The organism is Maribacter spongiae (assembly GCF_047345125.1).
Classification (GTDB): domain Bacteria; phylum Bacteroidota; class Bacteroidia; order Flavobacteriales; family Flavobacteriaceae; genus Maribacter.
Window position 1 is genome coordinate 66,370 of sequence record NZ_JBLFEQ010000013.1, and the last position, 17,129, is coordinate 83,498.

Sequence of the window (17,129 nt, forward strand, 5' to 3'; positions counted from 1 at the left end):
ATTACAAATCGAATAAAAGAACAATTATGAGCAACACAGATAATTTATTGCAGCAGAAAATCCCTTTTAGGGATAAGGTCGCTTTTGGTATTGGAATGTTGGCCAACCAAATGTTTCCTGCGGTACTTGGAATTTTTATGGTGGTGCTTGTACAAGATTTAGGTTTTCCCGGTTGGATGTGGGGCGTTCTGTTTTTTATTCCCAGAATATTCGATTCCATTACCGACCCAATTATGGGGTTTATTTCAGATAACACGCGGTCCAAATGGGGTCGTCGAAGACAATATGTGCTTATTGGAGCTGTAATTATGGGCATATCCTTTGTGATCATGTGGCAATTGTATCGAGAAAACGGATTGGACTACAATTTTAATTTTTTCTTGCTCTGGTCATTTGTTTTCTACTTGGGATTGACAATTTTCAGTGTTCCCTACGTGGCAATGGGGTACGAAATGAGCAATGATTTCCATGAACGCACCGATATCATGGCCGTTGCACAATGGATAGGTCAATGGGCCTGGGTGATTGCCCCTTGGTTTTGGGTAATCATGTACGATCAAGGTTGGTTCGAATCGGCCGATGTTGCCACTCGTGAACTGGCCATTTGGGTAGGGATAGTCTGTATGCTGTTTGCCATGGTTCCTGCTATATTTTTAAAAAGTGAATCCACCGTTGATGCCGATTATGCCCCTTTGACCCTAAAAAATATTGGAGGCAGCCTAAAGAAAATTGTTGATGGCTTTAAAGAAGCCTTCAAGTCTGTGCCTTTCAGAAAACTTTGCGTGGCCACATTTCTCATTTACAATACATTTTATACGATTGCCAGTTTTTCATTTTTCATAGTCGTGTACCATTTGTTCAATGGTGATGCCAGAGCTGCAGGTGTGTGGCCCACCCTTTTTGGAAGTATAGGCGCTTTGGCCACTACGTTTATGGTGATTCCGTTGGTAGCACGAATGTCAAAAAAAATGGGAAAAAAGAAAGCATTTATTGTGTCCCAGGCGATTTCCATTTTGGGGTACATCATGTTGTGGTTCCTATTTGTTCCAGGAAAACCCTATTTGTTCATTTTTGCCTTGCCATTTTTCTCTTTCGGGATAGGAAGTCTATTCACGTTAATGATGTCCATGACCGCAGATGTCATTGATTTGGACGAGTTGAATACCGGTCTACGCAGAGAAGGCGTTTTCGGTGCGATTTATTGGTGGATGGTGAAATTTGGTTTTGCTATTGCAGGATTGTTGACAGGCACCATTATGTCGGTAGTCGGTTTTGATCCTGAAGCATCTGTTCAGCCTGAAGGTGCCATTACGGGATTGCGGGTATTCTATTCCGGATTTCCCATTTTAGGAACATTGGCGGCAATTTACGTGATGCGAAACTACGATGTGACCGAAGAACGTGCCGCTGAAATACGAACAGCATTGGAAAAGCGGAAAAATCAAGAAAATAAGTCAACCCTTCAATAGCGAAATAACAATTGCAATAGTATGTCATCTAAACGCCCAGAGAAATTTTTAGCACTTACAGCCCTTGATTACAATGGTATGTCGGTCAAAAAACTGAGAAAGTTGGCTAAGACGACGCTTAAGGATGGTTTGCATGGATTGTGCTTCAGCCCCTATGTTGAAGGACAGCAACCTGGAGACCAAGTTTCAGAAAAACAAATACGAAAGCGAATCGAGGTAATTCAACCCTATACCAAATGGGTGCGTTCTTTTTCCTGCACTGAGGGAAATGAGCTGATTCCGAAAATTGCCAAGGAATATGGAATGCAAACTTTGGTGGGAGCGTGGCTAGGTTCGGACCCGGAAACCAATGAAAAGGAAATCGCTGGATTAATTGAATTGGCAAATGAAGGGTACGTAGATGTTGCTGCCGTAGGAAACGAAGTAATGTACCGCGGTGATCTTACAGAAGAAGAATTGTTGAAGCACATCTACCTTGTAAAGGATGCAGTTCCGAACATTAACGTTGGTTATGTTGATGCCTATTACGAGTTTTCGGAACGACCAAAAATTACCGAAGCCTGCGATATTATTTTGGCCAATTGTTATCCGTTTTGGGAAGGCTGCGACTTGGATTACTCCCTTTTATATATGAAGGATATGTATCAGAGGGCGATTAAGGCTGGAAACGGTAAAAAAGTAATTATAACAGAAACGGGTTGGCCTAGTCAGGGTACTAATTTGGAAGGAGCGTTCCCATCTTACCCAAATGCCTTGAAATATTTTATAAATACCCAAAAATGGTCTCTAGAAGAGGATATTGAGATTTTCTATTTCTCATCCTTTGATGAAGGTTGGAAAACTGGAGATGAAGGCGATGTCGGGGCCTATTGGGGACTTTGGAACAAAAACGAAAAATTGAAGTTTTAGGGATATGTATTCGACAGAACTAAGTTTAGTTTTGTAATTTTGAAAAGCAAAATAACCCATAAATTTTGCAACAGAACGTACTGATTTAAACCTAGTTTAGAGTTCGGTGAATCAGTTTGGTGGATTCGTGTAAAATATTGATATTCATTCAGTTGTGATGATTTGAAAAATCCTGTCATCCCGACAAAATGGGTTTCAAACGAAACCATAAAAATGCTAACTAAATGATTTTCAGTGAAATTCATTTTTTCTGATTTCATCTGGTTAGCTTTAATATCACAACAAAAGTTACCTATTCGGTTACCTATTTTAGCCGCATTTTTTCACTATTTTGGTAACTCTATAGCGTTTGACTTTCGCTTCGATTTGACTTTCACGAACAAATCGAATATTCACTTAAAGTGAGAGTATATGGGTGCTTCAAGAACATTTATAAGAATTTGCCATTTCATTCCGCTAGGCATACATCCGCAACTACGGTGACACTTTCAAATGGCGTACCAATTGAAACAGTTTCAAAATTGCTGGGTCATACCAAAATTTCCACTACACAGGTCTATGCACGTGTGTTGGAACAAAAAGTAAGTGTGGATATTGGAAATTTGAAAAACCGACTTAAAGGAATTAATGGGAAGGATGACAACAAACATATTGTGGTCAATAGAAAATATGTTGTCTAGCTATCGGGAAACCCCATTACTTTTTGCAGGTGATCTGAACGATGTGCCGGATAGTGAAGTTATAGGCCAACTCAAAAAAAATATGGGAAATGCAGTGACAAATGAAAAAATTGCACCTGCTGACTTACCTAAAATCCAACTGGATTATATAATGTATGCTTCGAATAAAAATTGGAAGATCTCTTCTACAAAAGTTCTGGATGAAAAAATAGCTTCGGATCACAGACCTGTAATGGCAATACTTGAATTAGTTGATAATAACCAACAATAGAAACAATCTTTTAGATAAAACAAAAAATCCGATCAACTAACATATCCAAAAGCCCGGATTCTCTAGTTATGGCCGGTATCTAAACAAGAGAGGAAGTCAACCGTGCATCGGGAAATCTAAAAATTCGTTTACTTTTCAGAAGTAAACGAATTTTGTTCCTGGTTAAGCAGTTCAATAAACTCTTTCGGATTATTTAAGTAAATGACCCGATTAGGAGTTTCCAGGGAATTTTTAAAAATTCCGTTACCGGAAACGGCAAGAGTTACAGTAGTATTCTTTAAAAGTGATACAAATAGTTCTTCTATTTTTGCCGGCCTTAACATGGTGAAAATGGTCATCATTAATTGAGGTTTGGTTATTTCCAAGACATCCTTGATATTTTCTAAAGGCACATTGGAGCCAAGATAAAAAGTTCTCCACCCTAATTGTTTAGCGATGTAATTTGCTAAAAGCAACCCTATTTCATGACTTTCACCCTCCACCAGATACAATAAGATAGTGGGGTAGCTTTGATCCTTAGAGGGAATGGTATCAATGGCACTGAACATTTTCTGCTTAATAAGATTAGAGATAAAATGTTCCTGCGCCGGCATGGCCTTGTTCGTTCCCCAAAGTACCCCCACATGATTCAAAAAAGGATATAAAAGGTCTGTTACCGTTTTTAATAAGCCATATTTTGAGATGTGTTTGCCCAATATGTCGTTAAAGCTCATTTCGTTCATTTCCAACATACTTACTATGAGCGCATTTATGTCATCTTGTGGAGTGGCCTTCAGAAGAATTTTTGAAACAATTTCATGTATTTGGTCATCGGACATAGTGTTGATGTTCGATATGCGATACCCATTTCTCGTGAGAATACCAATATTGAGCAATTTTCGCAATTGATCATCCGTATAATATCTAATGTTCGTAGCTGTTCTTTTTGCTGCAATAAAATCATATCGTGATTCCCATTTTCTTAAGCTATGTGCATTGATTCCAGTAATTGAAACAATATCTGACATTGAGTATGTAGACATAAAACGATTTGAGTTTTTACGAGAATAATTCAATTTGATTCTCAATTATATGTTACAAATGTCTAAATAAAAATTCAAAAAGTTGGACATGTTAAAATTTTTATTTAATATTGTCTAACAATAAAGAAAAAATATTAGACAAAAAATTCAAATACTTTAAATTATGAAAAAGAAAATTAGTTATTTGTTTTTGGTTCTTGCGGTATCTCTATTGGTCTTTTCCTGTAGTGATGATGACGAACCTATTATTGAAATGCAACCGGAAACCATGAACGTGGTAGAAACTGCTCAAGGTACTGAAGCCCTGAGTAGTTTAGTTGCTGCTTTGATGAAAGCGGATGAAAGTGCCTCAAACGACTTGGTTTCCACATTGAGTGATGAAAATGGTGTTTTTACCGTTTTGGCACCAACAAATGATGCTTTTGATGAACTGTTAGGTAGATTGGACGGTTTTGATTCACTGGATGATTTTAATACGGCACAATTACAAGATTTATTGGCCAATATTTTGGCCTATCATGTCGTATCCGGTGCTTCGGTCGCATCAGGCGATTTAACGGAAGGACAAGTCATTACCACGGTTCAGGGAGAGAACGTGGTCGTTAGTCTCGATGGAGGTGTGTTTTTTACGGACGCTGCGGGGGAATCGGCAGCGGTAACCACTGCGGATGTATCTACGGATAATGGCATCGTGCATTTAATCGATAAAATACTTCTTCCACAAGCGGCATTGGACGCCCTTAATGATATACTTTTGGTTTCAATTACCGATTTGGCGATAGCCACTCCCGGATTGGAAAACTTGGTAGCGGCACTTATGGCAGCGGAGGGTGATTTGCCCATTGTTTTGGCCGGAGAGGGCCCCTTCACGGTATTTGCGCCAACAAATGGTGCTTTTGAGACATTCTTGACCGATAATGGTTTTGCCGATTTGAGCGAGGTACCTGTCGAGTTGCTTACCCAAGTACTTTTAAATCATGTTGTTAGCGGAAATAATGTGTCTACATCTTTGGTCTCGGGCTATGTATCATCGCTGTCCACCGCAGGGCCGGAAGGGAACAATTTAAGTATGTTGATCGATCTTTCTGACGGGGTTACTTTAAACGGTATATCCAATGTTACTGCTGCCGATAATAAGGCAATTAATGGGGTGGTACATATTGTTGATGCGGTTATAGGGCTGCCGAATATTGTAGACCATGCTGTTGCTAACACTGATTTATCCGAATTGGTAGGAGCCTTAACGGCAGAAGGTAATACTACCTTTACCGATCTGCTTTCGGATAGCGCAACGGACTTTACTGTTTTTGCTCCAGTGAACGCGGCCTTTATGGAATTTACCAATCCTATGTCAAATGATTTAGATGCAATTCTATCCAATCACGTAATCTGGGGAACTGCTGCTTTTTCTTCTGAATTGACCAATTCATATGTAACGACCGTCGCCACCAATTCAGATGGGGACAATTTAAGCATGTACATAAATATTGATGATGGCGTTTCCTTAAACGGGACAAGTAAAGTTGCTCTAGCCGATATCGTGGCCACTAACGGGGTAATTCATGCGGTAGATGCAGTGATCGATCTTCCTACGATAGTCACTTTCGCCACTGCGGACGCCACATTTAGTCCACTTGTAACGGCACTTACTGATGGAACACCTGAAACTGATTTTGTTTCAGTCCTTAACGGAGACGGGCCTTTCACGGTTTTTGCACCTACGGATACCGCTTTTCAAACATTATTGGATAATAATATGGACTGGACTACTGTCAGTGATATTGATGAAACATTATTGACATCTGTTTTAAACCATCATGTAGTAAACGGCAACATTAGAGCGGGCGACCTAACCGATGGAATTGCCCCGGAGACCTTGGAAGGGGATAATTTAACCATTAACTTACCGGGAACCGGAGATAATATTGCCGATATTACCGATGGCTCCGGCAATACCGGTATAGGTGTTATTGTTGTAGATGTACAAGCTAATAATGGTGTCATACACGTGGTGGATCAAGTATTGATTCCAGATACGACCAATTAACATAACTATGATTTGATGAAAAAGAAAATTTAGGTTGTTTTTTGTTGAGTAACAAGCACTGGTACAATATGTTCGCAGTGCTTGTTATATTAAATAGGTAAAAAGTGAAAACACTTTTCTTTCAATTGACCGTAAATGAACAATAAGAAAGTCACAATAATAGGTTCAGGATTTTCATCACTTGCGGCTAGTTGTTATCTCGCAAAGGCTGGTTTTAATGTGCAAGTATTGGAGAAAAATTCTGATATTGGAGGAAGGGCCCGTCAAATAAAAAGGGATGGGTTTACCTTTGATATTGGTCCAACTTGGTATTGGATGCCAGATGTTTTTGAAAGGTTTTTTGCCGATTTTAATAAAAAACCATCCGATTATTATGAATTGGAAAGATTGGACCCGGCGTATCAGGTATATTTTGGTGAAAATGATTCAATTACGGTTCCAGGAAGTTTAGAAGAGATATATAAGGTTTTTGAGGAGGAGGAAAAAGGAAGTTCCAAACATTTAAAAACCTTTTTAAAGTCCGCTAAATATAATTATGATATAGCTATTAACGGTTTGGTGTATAAACCGGGAATATCTCCATTGGAATTAATTACACCGGCAACTGTTGGAAAAATCGGTCAGTTTTTTTCAACGTTACGAAAACAAGTCGGAAAAAAGATAAAGGGCAAAAAACTCATACAAATTTTAGAATTCCCCGTATTGTTTTTAGGGGCAAAACCAAGTAACACCCCTGCCTTTTATAATTTTATGAATTATGCCGATTTTGGATCGGGAACATGGCATCCAAAAGGAGGCATGTATAAAATTATTGAGGCTATGGTTACTTTGGCAACTACTTTGGGCGTAGCGTTTAAAACCAACGCAAGTGTAGAAGAAGTTGTTGTAAACAGAGCTGGCGAAGCTACGGGAGTTGTTGTAAATGACAAATTTATTCCAGCGGATATTGTTTTGAGCGGAGCGGATTATCACCATACAGAAACGCTATTGCCAAATAGTTACAGACAATATTCAGAACAATATTGGAACAAAAAGACTTTTGCGCCATCGTCTTTATTGTTTTTTGTTGGTTTTGATAAGAAATTGGAAAATGTACAGCATCATACCTTATTTTTTGATACGGATTTTGATACACATGCCAAAACAATATATGATAATCCAAGTTGGCCAAAAAGACCATTATTTTATGCAAGCTTTCCATCTATAACAGATAATTCTTTTGCTCCAAGAGGAAACGAAGCGGCAACCTTTTTAATTCCGTTAGCTCCCGGAATAGAGGACACGGCTGAAATTAGAGCGCATTATTTTAATATCATAATAAACAGACTTGAAAGTTTAACGGGCCAAACGGTTAAAAAGCACATATTGTTTAAAGAAAGTTTTTGTGTAAACGATTTTATAAAGGATTATAATTCATATAAAGGAAACGCCTACGGATTGGCAAATATATTGACCCAAACTGCATTTTTAAGGCCGAAAATCAAGAGTAAAAAGGTTAAGAATCTATTTTTTACCGGACAATTGACAGTACCGGGCCCCGGAGTTCCACCATCATTGATTTCCGGTAAGATCGCTTCGGATTTAATTTTAAAAGAAAACAGGAATGAAGCAATTATTTGATGAAGTCTCTTGTGCCTGTAGTAAATTGGTAACTCAAAAATACAGCACATCGTTTACGCTGGCGACCAAAATGTTATCGCCTAAAATACGTTCGGCCATCTACAATATTTATGGTTTTGTTCGTTTTGCCGATGAAATTGTCGACTCTTTTCACAATTATGACAAAGAACAGTTGTTGCTCAAGTTTGAAAGGGATTATTATGAATCTGAAAAAAATGGTATTAGCTTAAACCCTATTATTAATTCATTTGTGCATACCGTAAATGAATTTGATATTACAGATGACCTAATACGGGCATTTTTAAAAAGTATGAAGACCGATCTGTGCCAAACGGCGTACACATCCTATGAGGCTTATAAAACCTATATTTATGGTTCGGCCGATGTTGTCGGTCTAATGTGCTTAAAGGTATTTGTAAACGGAAATCAACAAAAGTATGATGAGCTAAAGGGTGCGGCAATGCGACTGGGATCTGCGTTTCAAAAAGTTAATTTTTTACGTGATCTAAGGGATGATTTTGAAGTGTTAAATCGTTCGTATTTTCCTAAAATAAATTTAACGGGGTTAAATGCGAGTTCCAAAGATGCGATTATAAAAGATATAGAAGGTGATTTTAATTATGCCTTTCGCAATGGGATTTTAAAATTGCCCGTTGAATCTAAATTTGGAGTTTATGTGGCATATCGTTATTATTCGAGATTGTTGAAAAAGCTAAAGAAAGTACCTATTTCCGAAATTATGAAAACTAGGGTTAGAATATCCAACACAATGAAAATGAACTTGTTGGCAAGAAGTTATGTGAAATATAAGTTGAAAATAATTTAATAATACCCTCTGTTTTCCATATGCTTTTTACATTGTTGTGTCAACAATAGTATTTCAAATGTTGTTGCCGGAGTACAGATTATCTAGGTACGTATATTATTAAAAACACCTCATTATGAGTTGGCTCTTTTTTTTAACAATAACAATAGCAACCTTTATTATTATGGAAGCCATTACGTGGTGTACCCATAAGTATGTAATGCACGGTTTTGGATGGTATTTGCATAAAGGCCATCACCAACCGGGATATCCTCATAAATTTGAAAAGAACGATGCCTTTTTTGTCATTTTTGCAATCCCGAGTATTTTATTGTTCTACTTTGGAATTAGACCCGAATTGAATTTTTTATTCTTTATGGGTTTGGGTATCCTATGTTACGGAATTGCTTATTTTTTAGTGCACGATGTCTTAATACATAGGCGCTTTAAATGGTTTAAAAATACGAACAATAAATATTTACGGGGATTGCGAAAAGGGCATAAGATTCACCATAAGCATTTAGGCAAACCAGATGGTGAATGTTTTGGAATGTTGTTTGTTCCGTTTAAATATTTTAAAAACGCAAAGTGAGCCCATATCTATACCTCTTACTAAATTTAGGAAGTGTAAGCGTACCGCTGTTGTACAGTATTTTAGAAAGAAAATTTTATTTTATTCGATACTTTAAAATAGCGGTTATAAGTATAGTTTCAGTGGCCGTTCCATTTTTAATTTGGGACGGGATTTTTACAAAGAATGGCATTTGGGGTTTTGATCCGGATTATTTTTTGGGCGTAAAAGCTTTTGGTATGCCCATAGAGGAATGGCTGTTCTTCTTTTGTATTCCGTATGCCTGTTTATTTACACATGAAATCTTAAAATATCATTTGCCAAAGTTCAAATTGTCAAAAACGATAACACTGATTATAAGTTCTTCATTGATTATGATAATGGGGTTATTACTTATTTTGAACTACGGTAAATGGTATACGACCATAAACTTTATGCTTTTTATTTTACTTGTTTTATACGGATTGAAGTATCATTTAGGAACACTTCAGGAGTATTTTCCCAGTTTTTTGGTGATTTTATTACCGTTCCTGCTGGTAAACGGAATTTTAACGGGAAGTTTTATCGATAGTTCCGTGATATGGTACAATGACAATGAAAATTTAGGATTTAGAATCTTTACTATTCCGTTAGAGGATTTTTTTTATGCATTTAACATGCTGTTTCCAATTCAATTGATATTTAACACATTAAAGAAAAAGTTTTATGCAGAAGCATAAACCATATAGACTTATGCCTTTTCTGTTTTAAATGACATAAAATACGGGATTGGATCTAACAAGCTCAAATCAAAAAGCCATAGATTCTTAAATAACCAAGTTGTTGTAAATGATCGATTTTAAAAAACATTCAGGAATACATTCAATAAAAACCGAGCAAGTTTTAAATATACCTTTGGGTAAGGCCTGGGATTTTTTTAGTTCCCCAGGGAATCTAGAGGAAATAACACCTTTAAATATGGGGTTTCAAATAACTTCCGAGCTTAACAAAAAAGTCTATGCAGGTCAGGTCATAACCTATAAAATAGGAATATTGCCAGGAATAAAATCTAGCTGGGTAACAGAAATCACACAGCTTAAAAATCAGGAATATTTTATTGACGAACAGCGTTTTGGTCCTTATAAAATGTGGCATCATGAGCATTGGTTCAAAGCTTTACCAAACGGAAAAACCTTGATGAAGGATGAAATATCCTATAAAGTTCCTTTTGGTATCATAGGTAGTTTGGCACAACAAATTTTCATAAGAAAAAAACTGAAATCTATTTTTGAATACCGTTATGCAGCTTTAGAAAGAATGTTCAATGGTGGATAGAGTCTCATTTTTTTGGTTTCGTAGAGATTTACGGTTAGAGGACAATAAAGGGTTGTATAAAGCACTACGATCTGGGAACAAGGTAATTCCTATTTTTATTTTTGATGACAATATCTTAGACAAACTTCCCAAAGATGATGCACGTCTTTCTTTTATCTATAAAACCTTAAAAGATCTTGATGCGGAATTAAAAAATCAAAGGTCATCCTTGCTTGTTAAGAAAGGGACTCCGATCCAGGTTTGGCAAGATTTAACCAACGAATTTAATATTAATGCTGTATATGCAAATAAAGACTATGAACCTTATGCAATAAAAAGGGACGATCGTGTCAAGAATTTTTTAGCGGCAAAAAGTATTAAATTTTACTCCTTTAAGGATCAAGTCATTTTTGAAGAAAATGAAATAGTAAAGAACGACGGGTTACCTTATACAGTTTTCACCCCCTATAAGAACAAGTGGTCGCAAACATTTTCAATAGAAAAAGACACCCAAGAATTTGTGCCGGACTTTTCGGGTTTTTATAAGATTTCACTGGATTTCCCCACATTAAAATGGATTGGCTTTAAAGAAGGTACAATGAAAGTAAAGCCATATAATTTATCGAATTTAGGTGATTATGATAAAATCAGGGATTTTCCCTCGCAAGATAAAACGTCATATTTATCTCCTTATCTCCGATTTGGAATAGTGAGTATTCGTAAAATAGTTCAACTTGCGTTCAAGACGAACGCCACATTTTTAAGTGAACTTATTTGGAGGGAGTTCTTTATGCAGATTTTGTTTCATTTCCCGAGAGTAGTTACGAATAATTTTAAACGGAAATACGATGCGGTTGTCTGGAGAAATAATGAAAATGAGTTTGCTAAGTGGTGTGAAGGAAAAACCGGATACCCAATTATAGATGCGGGTATGAGAGAACTGAATGAAACAGGTTATATACACAATCGCATACGGATGCTGACCGCTGGATTTCTATGTAAGCACTTGTTAATGGATTGGCGTTTGGGAGAGGCCTATTTCGCAGAAAAATTATTGGATTTTGAATTGTCCTCTAATAATGGCAATTGGCAATGGGCGGCCGGTACCGGTTGCGATGCGGCCCCATACTTTCGAATATTCAACCCGACCGCCCAAATAAAAAGAATTGACAAAGATTTTGATTATATCCAAAAATGGGTGCCCGAATTTCAAGAATTAACATACCCAAAGCCCATGGTAGACCATAAACATGCAAGGGAAAGATGCTTAAGGGTATATAAAGATGCTTTTAAATAGCCTAGTACTGTCTCATAAAGTGTGTAAATAGAAATTGGACTTGCAACAAAAAATTGGACTATTGGTTAAGATATAATAGTTAAGAGCTATGCCGCTGTTTTTTGGTTATACATTTCGTTTTCAAATTCCTCTATTGTTCTATAGTCCAAAGTAGAGTGTATCCTCTTTCTATTGTACCAGGTCTCTATCCATTGGAATATGGAGAGTTCCTCCTCGGACCTTAGCCTATAATCTTGATGGTACACCCATTCGACCTTTAAACTCTTGAAAAAAGATTCCGCCACTGCATTGTCCCGGCAATTTCCTTTCCTGCCCATGGACCGTACCACCAAGCCGTTATGGTCTTTAAGGATATTGGCAAAATCATGACCGGCATATTGTGAACCCCTGTCTGAATGGAATATCAATTCCTTTGTGATATTGTTCGACCTTATTGCCATTTTCCAAGCAGGGATTATGGTATCCGCCGTTTCCAAGGTCTTGCCCATTGACCACCCGACCACCTTGCGGTGGAACAGGTCCACGATGACCGTCGGGTACGTCCAGCCCTCACCGGTCTTGATATAGGTGGTGTCCGACACCCGGACCCGGTTCTGCGCCGATACCGTAAAGCCCCTGTCCAATATATTGGGGGCCAATGGATAATCGTGCCCGCTGTCCGTTGTCACCTTGAACTTTCGCCTTCTCTTTGCAAACGATCCATTTGCGCCCATCGATCCGGCCACTCTGGGCCTTGAGACGTTATACCCCCTTTTCAAGAGTTCGGCCCTGGCCCTTGGTGCCCCGTAACTCCCAAAGCTTTCATTGAAAATGTCACGGATGGCAACTGTCGGGGACCCGTTCTCCGACCATCTCTTGGAGGGGGCCCTCTTCAACCAGTGATAATATCCACTTTTGCCCACCTTGAATATTTTGCACATCTTCCCAACAGGAAATTTAAACTTATGATGTTTTATGAACCTATATTTTTCCTGTCGCCCTAGGAGAAGATGCTGATCGCCTTTTTTAAGATGTCCCGTTCAATCTCCATATCCCTTGACCTTTTCTTCAACTCGGCTATTTCCCGTTGCCCATCGGTCAGCTTTGGGTTCCCCTTGCCAGGGAAACTGTTCGGACCATACTTCTTGGCCTCCCGGCGCCATCGGCCAAGCACCGAAGGGTTCAGCCCCGGTTCCCTACAGACTTCGGCGGCATTGCCCCTTACACAACTCGGTTCAACTGCTTTTTGTTTGAACTCCGCAGTATACCCTCTTTTTGGTTTTGACATGTTTCTGATTTAATCTGAACAACAAACATGCTCTTTTCTAACTGTCCGGTCAAATGTAGTAAGTCCATTATTTCGATTATATCTTCATTGACTTTATAATAAATGCTATCAACTCCACAAACACAGCGTCTGTATCCTTTTTTTATATAGTCAACTGATTCGAACGAAAATGGTCGTTCAGCAATAATGTCAAAATATTCAAAAAATGAGTAAAAATATTTGTCAGCTTGAATCATTCCGAATTTTTTAACGCCATAGTGATGAATTCGGATCAAGTCATTTTTGGCTTCGTTGCTTAATCGATATTTAGCCATTTAATAAAGACCTTGATTGAGCCAAGATTTCGTCTTTACTACTGTTTGTAAATCCGCTTTGTTCAGCCTTTTCAATCTTAGTTCGAATCCAGTCAATTTGAACTTGTTGTTTTCGAGCTTGTCTAATCAAGTCATTCACTAACTCACTTTTGCTTGAATATTCTTTATTATCTACTTGAGTTTTCAGCCATTCGTCATTCGGTTTTGTAAATGATATGCTTTGTCTTGTCATAATCCTTAATTTGATGTAAATGTACACCAAATGTGAATCGCTTCCAAATTATTACCAACGGTCTCGTATAACCGTCAGTTGCGGTTATACATTGTTGCGCGTAGTTATTTATTTCGTACAATGTATTTTTTTTCAGTCTCTTTACTAGTCAGTTTTCCATTTTTGTTAAACGTTTTGATTATCATTTTTCTTTTCTTGTTTTCATAAATCTGATATTCCTCCAAGTTTTCATTTCCATCGTAATAATCAATTCGTTTATAGTTGAGAGTCAGATTTTTATAAAAATATTGAGCTCTCAAAGTTCCGTTTTCATGATATTCCTTGATTTCAATTGGTTTTCCATTTTCATAAGTTCCCGAAGTCCGCTTGTTTCCATTGTGATAAAAGTCTGTTTCTTTTCCATTGCAAACTTTTTCGCAATTGAGATAGGTCCAACGTTGAGAATGCAACTCATTCCCACCAGCAAAAAGAATTTTTGGAATTCGTATCGTGTCGTTTTTTGTTTTTAGGGTTGTTGAGTATTGAAGTACCCAATCGTCAACTTCTTTATAGACCGTAATCAAGTCATAATTCAGGCCAGACACATATAATATTTCAAATTCAGGTTCAATTATTTGGTTTAAACAATCATCATAAAATACTAAATTCAATTTCTTTTCCCCACTGTTTTGACTAAAACACGCGAGGCTTATTGTTAGCAGAAATATTGATTTTAGAACTGTTTTCAAAATAGTGTATAACGTGTTTGTATAAGAATAGTTGTGGGTTTGTATGCGAGGAATTTCCTTCGGAAATTCAGTCGTTACAAACACGCAACGACCTTTGATTAAGCACTAAACCGCAATTATTTTTATACTGTGTTGGCTATAGTATTTTTCACGATTATTTCATTTAGTTTCTTTGTGTCAGATTCCGCAATTTCATTCAAGTCAAATGTTACTATTTCTCCGCCATTTTTTGTGATAATCAATTTGTTTTCGTTCAGTTCGGTTTTCTTTATTTGATCAAAACGCAAAGATTTCCCCATAAAAGAATTAATTCGTATTACTGCTCCTTTTTTATTCCATTGAATAGTATTTTTAAACCAAAATAACTTACTCCAATAAATTGCTTGTAGTAGAAATCCACTTGCGCGTAAATATTTATAAAATTTTGGGTTTTCAAATTCAATTGGTAATTCCTCAATAAAAATTAAAACCAGAGATAAAAGTATAATTATTATCCAATATTTATTTTTCCCTAAATTGTCAAAATGTATTCTCTTCATTTTTCCACTACTGATTTAATTAATTTATAAGCATATAAAATTCCGATTAAAAACATAATTCCGCAAATCCAATATTCCGCTTTTGAATAATAACTTATTCCTCCAATTATTCCAAATACAGTCCATAATAGGTTTGTCAAAATTTCGGTTTTATTCAATTTGTTCATTTCTGTGTTCGTCTGTTATATTATTCTGGCTATGATTTCGTTGTGGAATCATCCGCAGGATTATTCCGCCGAAATCCAGCCGTTTGATTTATACTTTTACTTTGGTGTGGCACAAAACCACAATGAATTATAGCATCTATGAAAAAGCAGTAAGTCGAGTATCTGTAGAATTCACGAAAATTAGAAAAGATATGGAACCTCAAATTACCGCTTATCCAAAGCTATACATTGGTATCGACATTCACAAGCGGAGCTGGAAGGTGCATTGCGGTACGGACCTTTTCACGGGCAAGTCCTTCAGCATGTCCCCTGATCCGGAACGATTGCGAACCTATGTTTCAAAACATTTCCCGGGCTATGAAGTTGCCACGGCCAAGGCCACCTTGGAGAGCGGGATGCGTTCCTTCCGTTTCGTGGACCAAGAGCTCAGGGATGTCTCGACCCGACTCAGACGCTATTGCAAGGTGAACTACAAGAAAGACTATATGTTGCTCCGCAGTATCCCGGGTATCGGGGGCATAGTGGCCTGTGGCATACTCTGCGAACCGGGCGATCTTCGTCGTTTCAACAACATAAAGCATTTGGCGGGCTATGTGGGCCTTGCCCCCCGGGGTGCACCAAAGTGGCGGCAATTACAAGACCACGGGCATGAGCATGCGGGCCCACCGTTTGATCCGGTCGTATTTCGTGGAGGCCGCCTGGCAGGCGATACGGGCAGATCCGATCATGCAGGCGTATTACCGTAAACATCAGGGCAAGAACACAAAGAGTATCATCATCAAAGTAGCGAGAAAGCCGCTAAGTAGGACATTGGCGGTTATAAAGACCGAGACACCCTATACGATAGGTATAATCGAATAAAAGTAATTAAATAACAAAGCTCACGAAACAGTAGATAAGACCTGTACCACAAAACAACGTGGGTGACCCCGATAGCCATCGAGGATTACAAATTTATAGCAAGTGGCCGGGCCTATTATAACTTATGATCATACAGATGCCGGTGAACCCTAAAAAAAGATGTATCGCACATAGGATGCGGAGCAAGTTATATTAAAAGAAAAAAGGTGGTTTAAGCAAAAAAAGAAAATATTGATTAACTTTAGAGAACTGGACCAGGGCTTTTCATAGGAGCCGTTGTTGAGTGTAGTTATTTTACTACTCTCTAATTCGCCTTTTTAAATCCATACGCTCATGTAAAATTCTGATTACTTCAATTTCGTTATCCGATATTTGACAATAAAAGATTATATGTTTTCCAGATTTAAGTCCAAGTAGATTTTGTTCAATTCCATTGTAATTCCTCCCAAGTTCTGGGTTTTCACCAATTTCTTTGCAGGCAAATTTTATTCTAGCATAGTATTTATCAGCTTGCTTTTCGGACCATTGATCAGAAGTGTATCGCCAAATATCATTCAAATCATCAATGGCCTCCTGTCTTAAGATAACTTTAGCCATTCTTCCTTTTTTCGGCTTTAAGTTTTTCAAGGTTTTTATCAAAGTCAAAATCTTCGACTCTTGGGCTATTTAGGCCTTCTTGAATTGCATTTCGAAGTGCAATTACCTTACTTTCCTCGTTTTCTAAAAGCCTAAGGCCCGCGCGAATAACTTCGCTAACATTTTTATAGCGTCCGGCTGACACTTGTGATTGAACAAATTGATCAAAATAATTTCCGAGTGATATAGACGTATTTTTCATACCGCTTATTTTTTTTGAAAAATACCAATTTTTGGTAAGACCTGCAAACTATTGATTCAGAGGCATAATTACACCCAACGGTTATGTATATGGAAAGTTGCGTGTTTGTGTGCGAGGATTTTCCGAAGGAAAATCAGAAGCTAGCAAACAAAGCAACTCACATTGGTTAAGCTAAAAATAGCAATTTTTTATATACTTT

Annotated in this window: 19 protein-coding genes and 2 pseudogenes; 13 read left to right on the top strand and 8 right to left on the bottom strand. The window is 37.6% G+C overall.

Translation table 11 applies throughout. The features are described 5' to 3' along the window. Positions 1-26 precede the first annotated feature (26 nt). The 4 genes and pseudogenes from ACKWB9_RS14615 (at position 27) to ACKWB9_RS14630 (ending at position 3,329) form a co-directional block, all read left to right on the top strand. On the top strand, positions 27-1,469 hold the full coding sequence (locus tag ACKWB9_RS14615) for an MFS transporter (RefSeq protein ID WP_414003760.1): 1,443 nt from the start codon (positions 27-29) through the stop codon (positions 1,467-1,469). Between the two features lie 78 nt (positions 1,470-1,547). After that, the gene (locus tag ACKWB9_RS14620) at positions 1,548-2,378 is read left to right on the top strand and encodes a glycoside hydrolase family 17 protein (RefSeq protein WP_414003780.1); all 831 of its coding nucleotides are present in this window, start codon (positions 1,548-1,550) and stop codon (positions 2,376-2,378) included. A 428-nt stretch (positions 2,379-2,806) separates the two neighbouring features. Beyond that, positions 2,807-3,058: pseudogene (locus tag ACKWB9_RS14625) on the top strand (tyrosine-type recombinase/integrase); the annotation flags it as partial. Beyond that, positions 3,015-3,329 (top strand): endonuclease/exonuclease/phosphatase family protein, encoded by a 315-nt coding sequence (locus ACKWB9_RS14630; RefSeq protein ID WP_414003761.1) that lies wholly within the window; start codon positions 3,015-3,017, stop codon positions 3,327-3,329. The pseudogene ACKWB9_RS14625 and the gene ACKWB9_RS14630, both read left to right, overlap by 44 nt. A gap of 128 nt (positions 3,330-3,457) precedes the next feature. On the opposite strand, the gene ACKWB9_RS14635 is transcribed toward ACKWB9_RS14630, so the two are convergent. Next, complete coding sequence (locus ACKWB9_RS14635; RefSeq protein ID WP_414003762.1) at positions 3,458-4,351, bottom strand: MerR family transcriptional regulator; 894 nt, start codon at positions 4,349-4,351, stop codon at positions 3,458-3,460. A 163-nt stretch (positions 4,352-4,514) separates the two neighbouring features. On the opposite strand from ACKWB9_RS14635, the gene ACKWB9_RS14640 reads away from it, so the two are divergent. From ACKWB9_RS14640 to ACKWB9_RS14670, 7 genes are all read left to right on the top strand, one after another. Then, a complete protein-coding gene (locus tag ACKWB9_RS14640) occupies positions 4,515-6,398 on the top strand; it encodes a fasciclin domain-containing protein (protein WP_414003763.1) in 1,884 nt (627 codons plus the stop codon). Between the two features lie 135 nt (positions 6,399-6,533). Beyond that, positions 6,534-8,018 (top strand): phytoene desaturase family protein, encoded by a 1,485-nt coding sequence (locus tag ACKWB9_RS14645; protein ID WP_414003764.1) that lies wholly within the window; start codon positions 6,534-6,536, stop codon positions 8,016-8,018. After that, positions 8,002-8,844, top strand: a complete 843-nt coding sequence (locus tag ACKWB9_RS14650; protein ID WP_414003765.1) for a phytoene/squalene synthase family protein — start codon at positions 8,002-8,004, stop codon at positions 8,842-8,844. The genes ACKWB9_RS14645 and ACKWB9_RS14650 overlap by 17 nt, the downstream gene beginning before the upstream one ends. A 115-nt stretch (positions 8,845-8,959) precedes the next feature. Next, positions 8,960-9,415: a sterol desaturase family protein gene (locus ACKWB9_RS14655; protein ID WP_414003766.1), complete on the top strand. Its 456-nt coding sequence runs from the start codon at positions 8,960-8,962 to the stop codon at positions 9,413-9,415. Next, positions 9,412-10,113: a lycopene cyclase domain-containing protein gene (locus ACKWB9_RS14660; protein ID WP_414003767.1), complete on the top strand. Its 702-nt coding sequence runs from the start codon at positions 9,412-9,414 to the stop codon at positions 10,111-10,113. The genes ACKWB9_RS14655 and ACKWB9_RS14660 overlap by 4 nt, the downstream gene beginning before the upstream one ends. Positions 10,114-10,222: 109 nt before the next feature. Then, the gene (locus tag ACKWB9_RS14665; protein WP_414003768.1) at positions 10,223-10,708 is read left to right on the top strand and encodes an SRPBCC family protein; all 486 of its coding nucleotides are present in this window, start codon (positions 10,223-10,225) and stop codon (positions 10,706-10,708) included. Next, the gene (locus ACKWB9_RS14670; protein WP_414003769.1) at positions 10,698-11,984 is read left to right on the top strand and encodes a cryptochrome/photolyase family protein; all 1,287 of its coding nucleotides are present in this window, start codon (positions 10,698-10,700) and stop codon (positions 11,982-11,984) included. Before ACKWB9_RS14665 ends, ACKWB9_RS14670 begins: the two co-directional genes overlap by 11 nt. A gap of 86 nt (positions 11,985-12,070) precedes the next feature. On the opposite strand, the gene ACKWB9_RS14675 is transcribed toward ACKWB9_RS14670, so the two are convergent. The 5 genes from ACKWB9_RS14675 to ACKWB9_RS14695 all read right to left on the bottom strand — a co-directional run bounded on the left by ACKWB9_RS14675 (position 12,071) and on the right by ACKWB9_RS14695 (position 15,064). Continuing rightward, a protein-coding gene (locus tag ACKWB9_RS14675; protein ID WP_414003770.1) for an IS3 family transposase occupies positions 12,071-13,251 on the bottom strand; the annotation gives its coding sequence in 2 pieces (ribosomal slippage) (positions 12,071-12,996 and positions 12,996-13,251; 1,182 coding nt in all). Further along, positions 13,185-13,565: a type II toxin-antitoxin system RelE/ParE family toxin gene (locus tag ACKWB9_RS14680; RefSeq protein ID WP_414003771.1), complete on the bottom strand. Its 381-nt coding sequence runs from the start codon at positions 13,563-13,565 to the stop codon at positions 13,185-13,187. Before ACKWB9_RS14680 ends, ACKWB9_RS14675 begins: the two co-directional genes overlap by 67 nt. Next, the gene (locus ACKWB9_RS14685) at positions 13,558-13,797 is read right to left on the bottom strand and encodes a ribbon-helix-helix domain-containing protein (protein ID WP_414003772.1); all 240 of its coding nucleotides are present in this window, start codon (positions 13,795-13,797) and stop codon (positions 13,558-13,560) included. The genes ACKWB9_RS14680 and ACKWB9_RS14685 overlap by 8 nt, the downstream gene beginning before the upstream one ends. A 104-nt stretch (positions 13,798-13,901) precedes the next feature. Then, on the bottom strand, positions 13,902-14,447 hold the full coding sequence (locus tag ACKWB9_RS14690; protein WP_414003773.1) for a toxin-antitoxin system YwqK family antitoxin: 546 nt from the start codon (positions 14,445-14,447) through the stop codon (positions 13,902-13,904). A gap of 200 nt (positions 14,448-14,647) precedes the next feature. Further along, a complete protein-coding gene (locus ACKWB9_RS14695) occupies positions 14,648-15,064 on the bottom strand; it encodes a hypothetical protein (protein WP_414003774.1) in 417 nt (138 codons plus the stop codon). 652 nt (positions 15,065-15,716) lie between these two features. Between ACKWB9_RS14695 and ACKWB9_RS14700 the strand changes: the two are divergent. Together ACKWB9_RS14700 and ACKWB9_RS14705 are read left to right on the top strand one after the other, a co-directional pair. Beyond that, a pseudogene (locus ACKWB9_RS14700) lies at positions 15,717-15,776 on the top strand (hypothetical protein); the annotation flags it as partial. A 46-nt stretch (positions 15,777-15,822) separates the two neighbouring features. Continuing rightward, positions 15,823-16,092, top strand: coding sequence for a transposase (locus ACKWB9_RS14705; protein WP_414003775.1), 270 nt, complete (start codon positions 15,823-15,825; stop codon positions 16,090-16,092). A 297-nt stretch (positions 16,093-16,389) separates the two neighbouring features. Here the strand turns inward: ACKWB9_RS14705 and ACKWB9_RS14710 are convergent, their stop codons facing one another. Both ACKWB9_RS14710 and ACKWB9_RS14715 read right to left on the bottom strand, forming a co-directional pair. Beyond that, positions 16,390-16,689, bottom strand: a complete 300-nt coding sequence (locus ACKWB9_RS14710; RefSeq protein WP_414003776.1) for a type II toxin-antitoxin system RelE/ParE family toxin — start codon at positions 16,687-16,689, stop codon at positions 16,390-16,392. Then, positions 16,682-16,930: a type II toxin-antitoxin system ParD family antitoxin gene (locus ACKWB9_RS14715; RefSeq protein ID WP_414003777.1), complete on the bottom strand. Its 249-nt coding sequence runs from the start codon at positions 16,928-16,930 to the stop codon at positions 16,682-16,684. Before ACKWB9_RS14715 ends, ACKWB9_RS14710 begins: the two co-directional genes overlap by 8 nt. Positions 16,931-17,129: the final 199 nt, after the last annotated feature.

Coding starts and splice junctions, on each gene's coding strand:
- ACKWB9_RS14615 (WP_414003760.1), top strand. CDS start 27: ATGAGCAACACAGATAATTTATTGCAGCAGAAAATCCCTTTTAGGGAT.
- ACKWB9_RS14620 (WP_414003780.1), top strand. CDS start 1,548: ATGTCGGTCAAAAAACTGAGAAAGTTGGCTAAGACGACGCTTAAGGAT.
- ACKWB9_RS14630 (WP_414003761.1), top strand. CDS start 3,015: ATGACAACAAACATATTGTGGTCAATAGAAAATATGTTGTCTAGCTAT.
- ACKWB9_RS14635 (WP_414003762.1), bottom strand. CDS start 4,351: ATGTCTACATACTCAATGTCAGATATTGTTTCAATTACTGGAATCAAT.
- ACKWB9_RS14640 (WP_414003763.1), top strand. CDS start 4,515: ATGAAAAAGAAAATTAGTTATTTGTTTTTGGTTCTTGCGGTATCTCTA.
- ACKWB9_RS14645 (WP_414003764.1), top strand. CDS start 6,534: ATGAACAATAAGAAAGTCACAATAATAGGTTCAGGATTTTCATCACTT.
- ACKWB9_RS14650 (WP_414003765.1), top strand. CDS start 8,002: ATGAAGCAATTATTTGATGAAGTCTCTTGTGCCTGTAGTAAATTGGTA.
- ACKWB9_RS14655 (WP_414003766.1), top strand. CDS start 8,960: ATGAGTTGGCTCTTTTTTTTAACAATAACAATAGCAACCTTTATTATT.
- ACKWB9_RS14665 (WP_414003768.1), top strand. CDS start 10,223: ATGATCGATTTTAAAAAACATTCAGGAATACATTCAATAAAAACCGAG.
- ACKWB9_RS14670 (WP_414003769.1), top strand. CDS start 10,698: ATGGTGGATAGAGTCTCATTTTTTTGGTTTCGTAGAGATTTACGGTTA.
- ACKWB9_RS14680 (WP_414003771.1), bottom strand. CDS start 13,565: ATGGCTAAATATCGATTAAGCAACGAAGCCAAAAATGACTTGATCCGA.
- ACKWB9_RS14685 (WP_414003772.1), bottom strand. CDS start 13,797: ATGACAAGACAAAGCATATCATTTACAAAACCGAATGACGAATGGCTG.
- ACKWB9_RS14695 (WP_414003774.1), bottom strand. CDS start 15,064: ATGAAGAGAATACATTTTGACAATTTAGGGAAAAATAAATATTGGATA.
- ACKWB9_RS14705 (WP_414003775.1), top strand. CDS start 15,823: ATGTGGGCCTTGCCCCCCGGGGTGCACCAAAGTGGCGGCAATTACAAG.
- ACKWB9_RS14710 (WP_414003776.1), bottom strand. CDS start 16,689: ATGGCTAAAGTTATCTTAAGACAGGAGGCCATTGATGATTTGAATGAT.
- ACKWB9_RS14715 (WP_414003777.1), bottom strand. CDS start 16,930: ATGAAAAATACGTCTATATCACTCGGAAATTATTTTGATCAATTTGTT.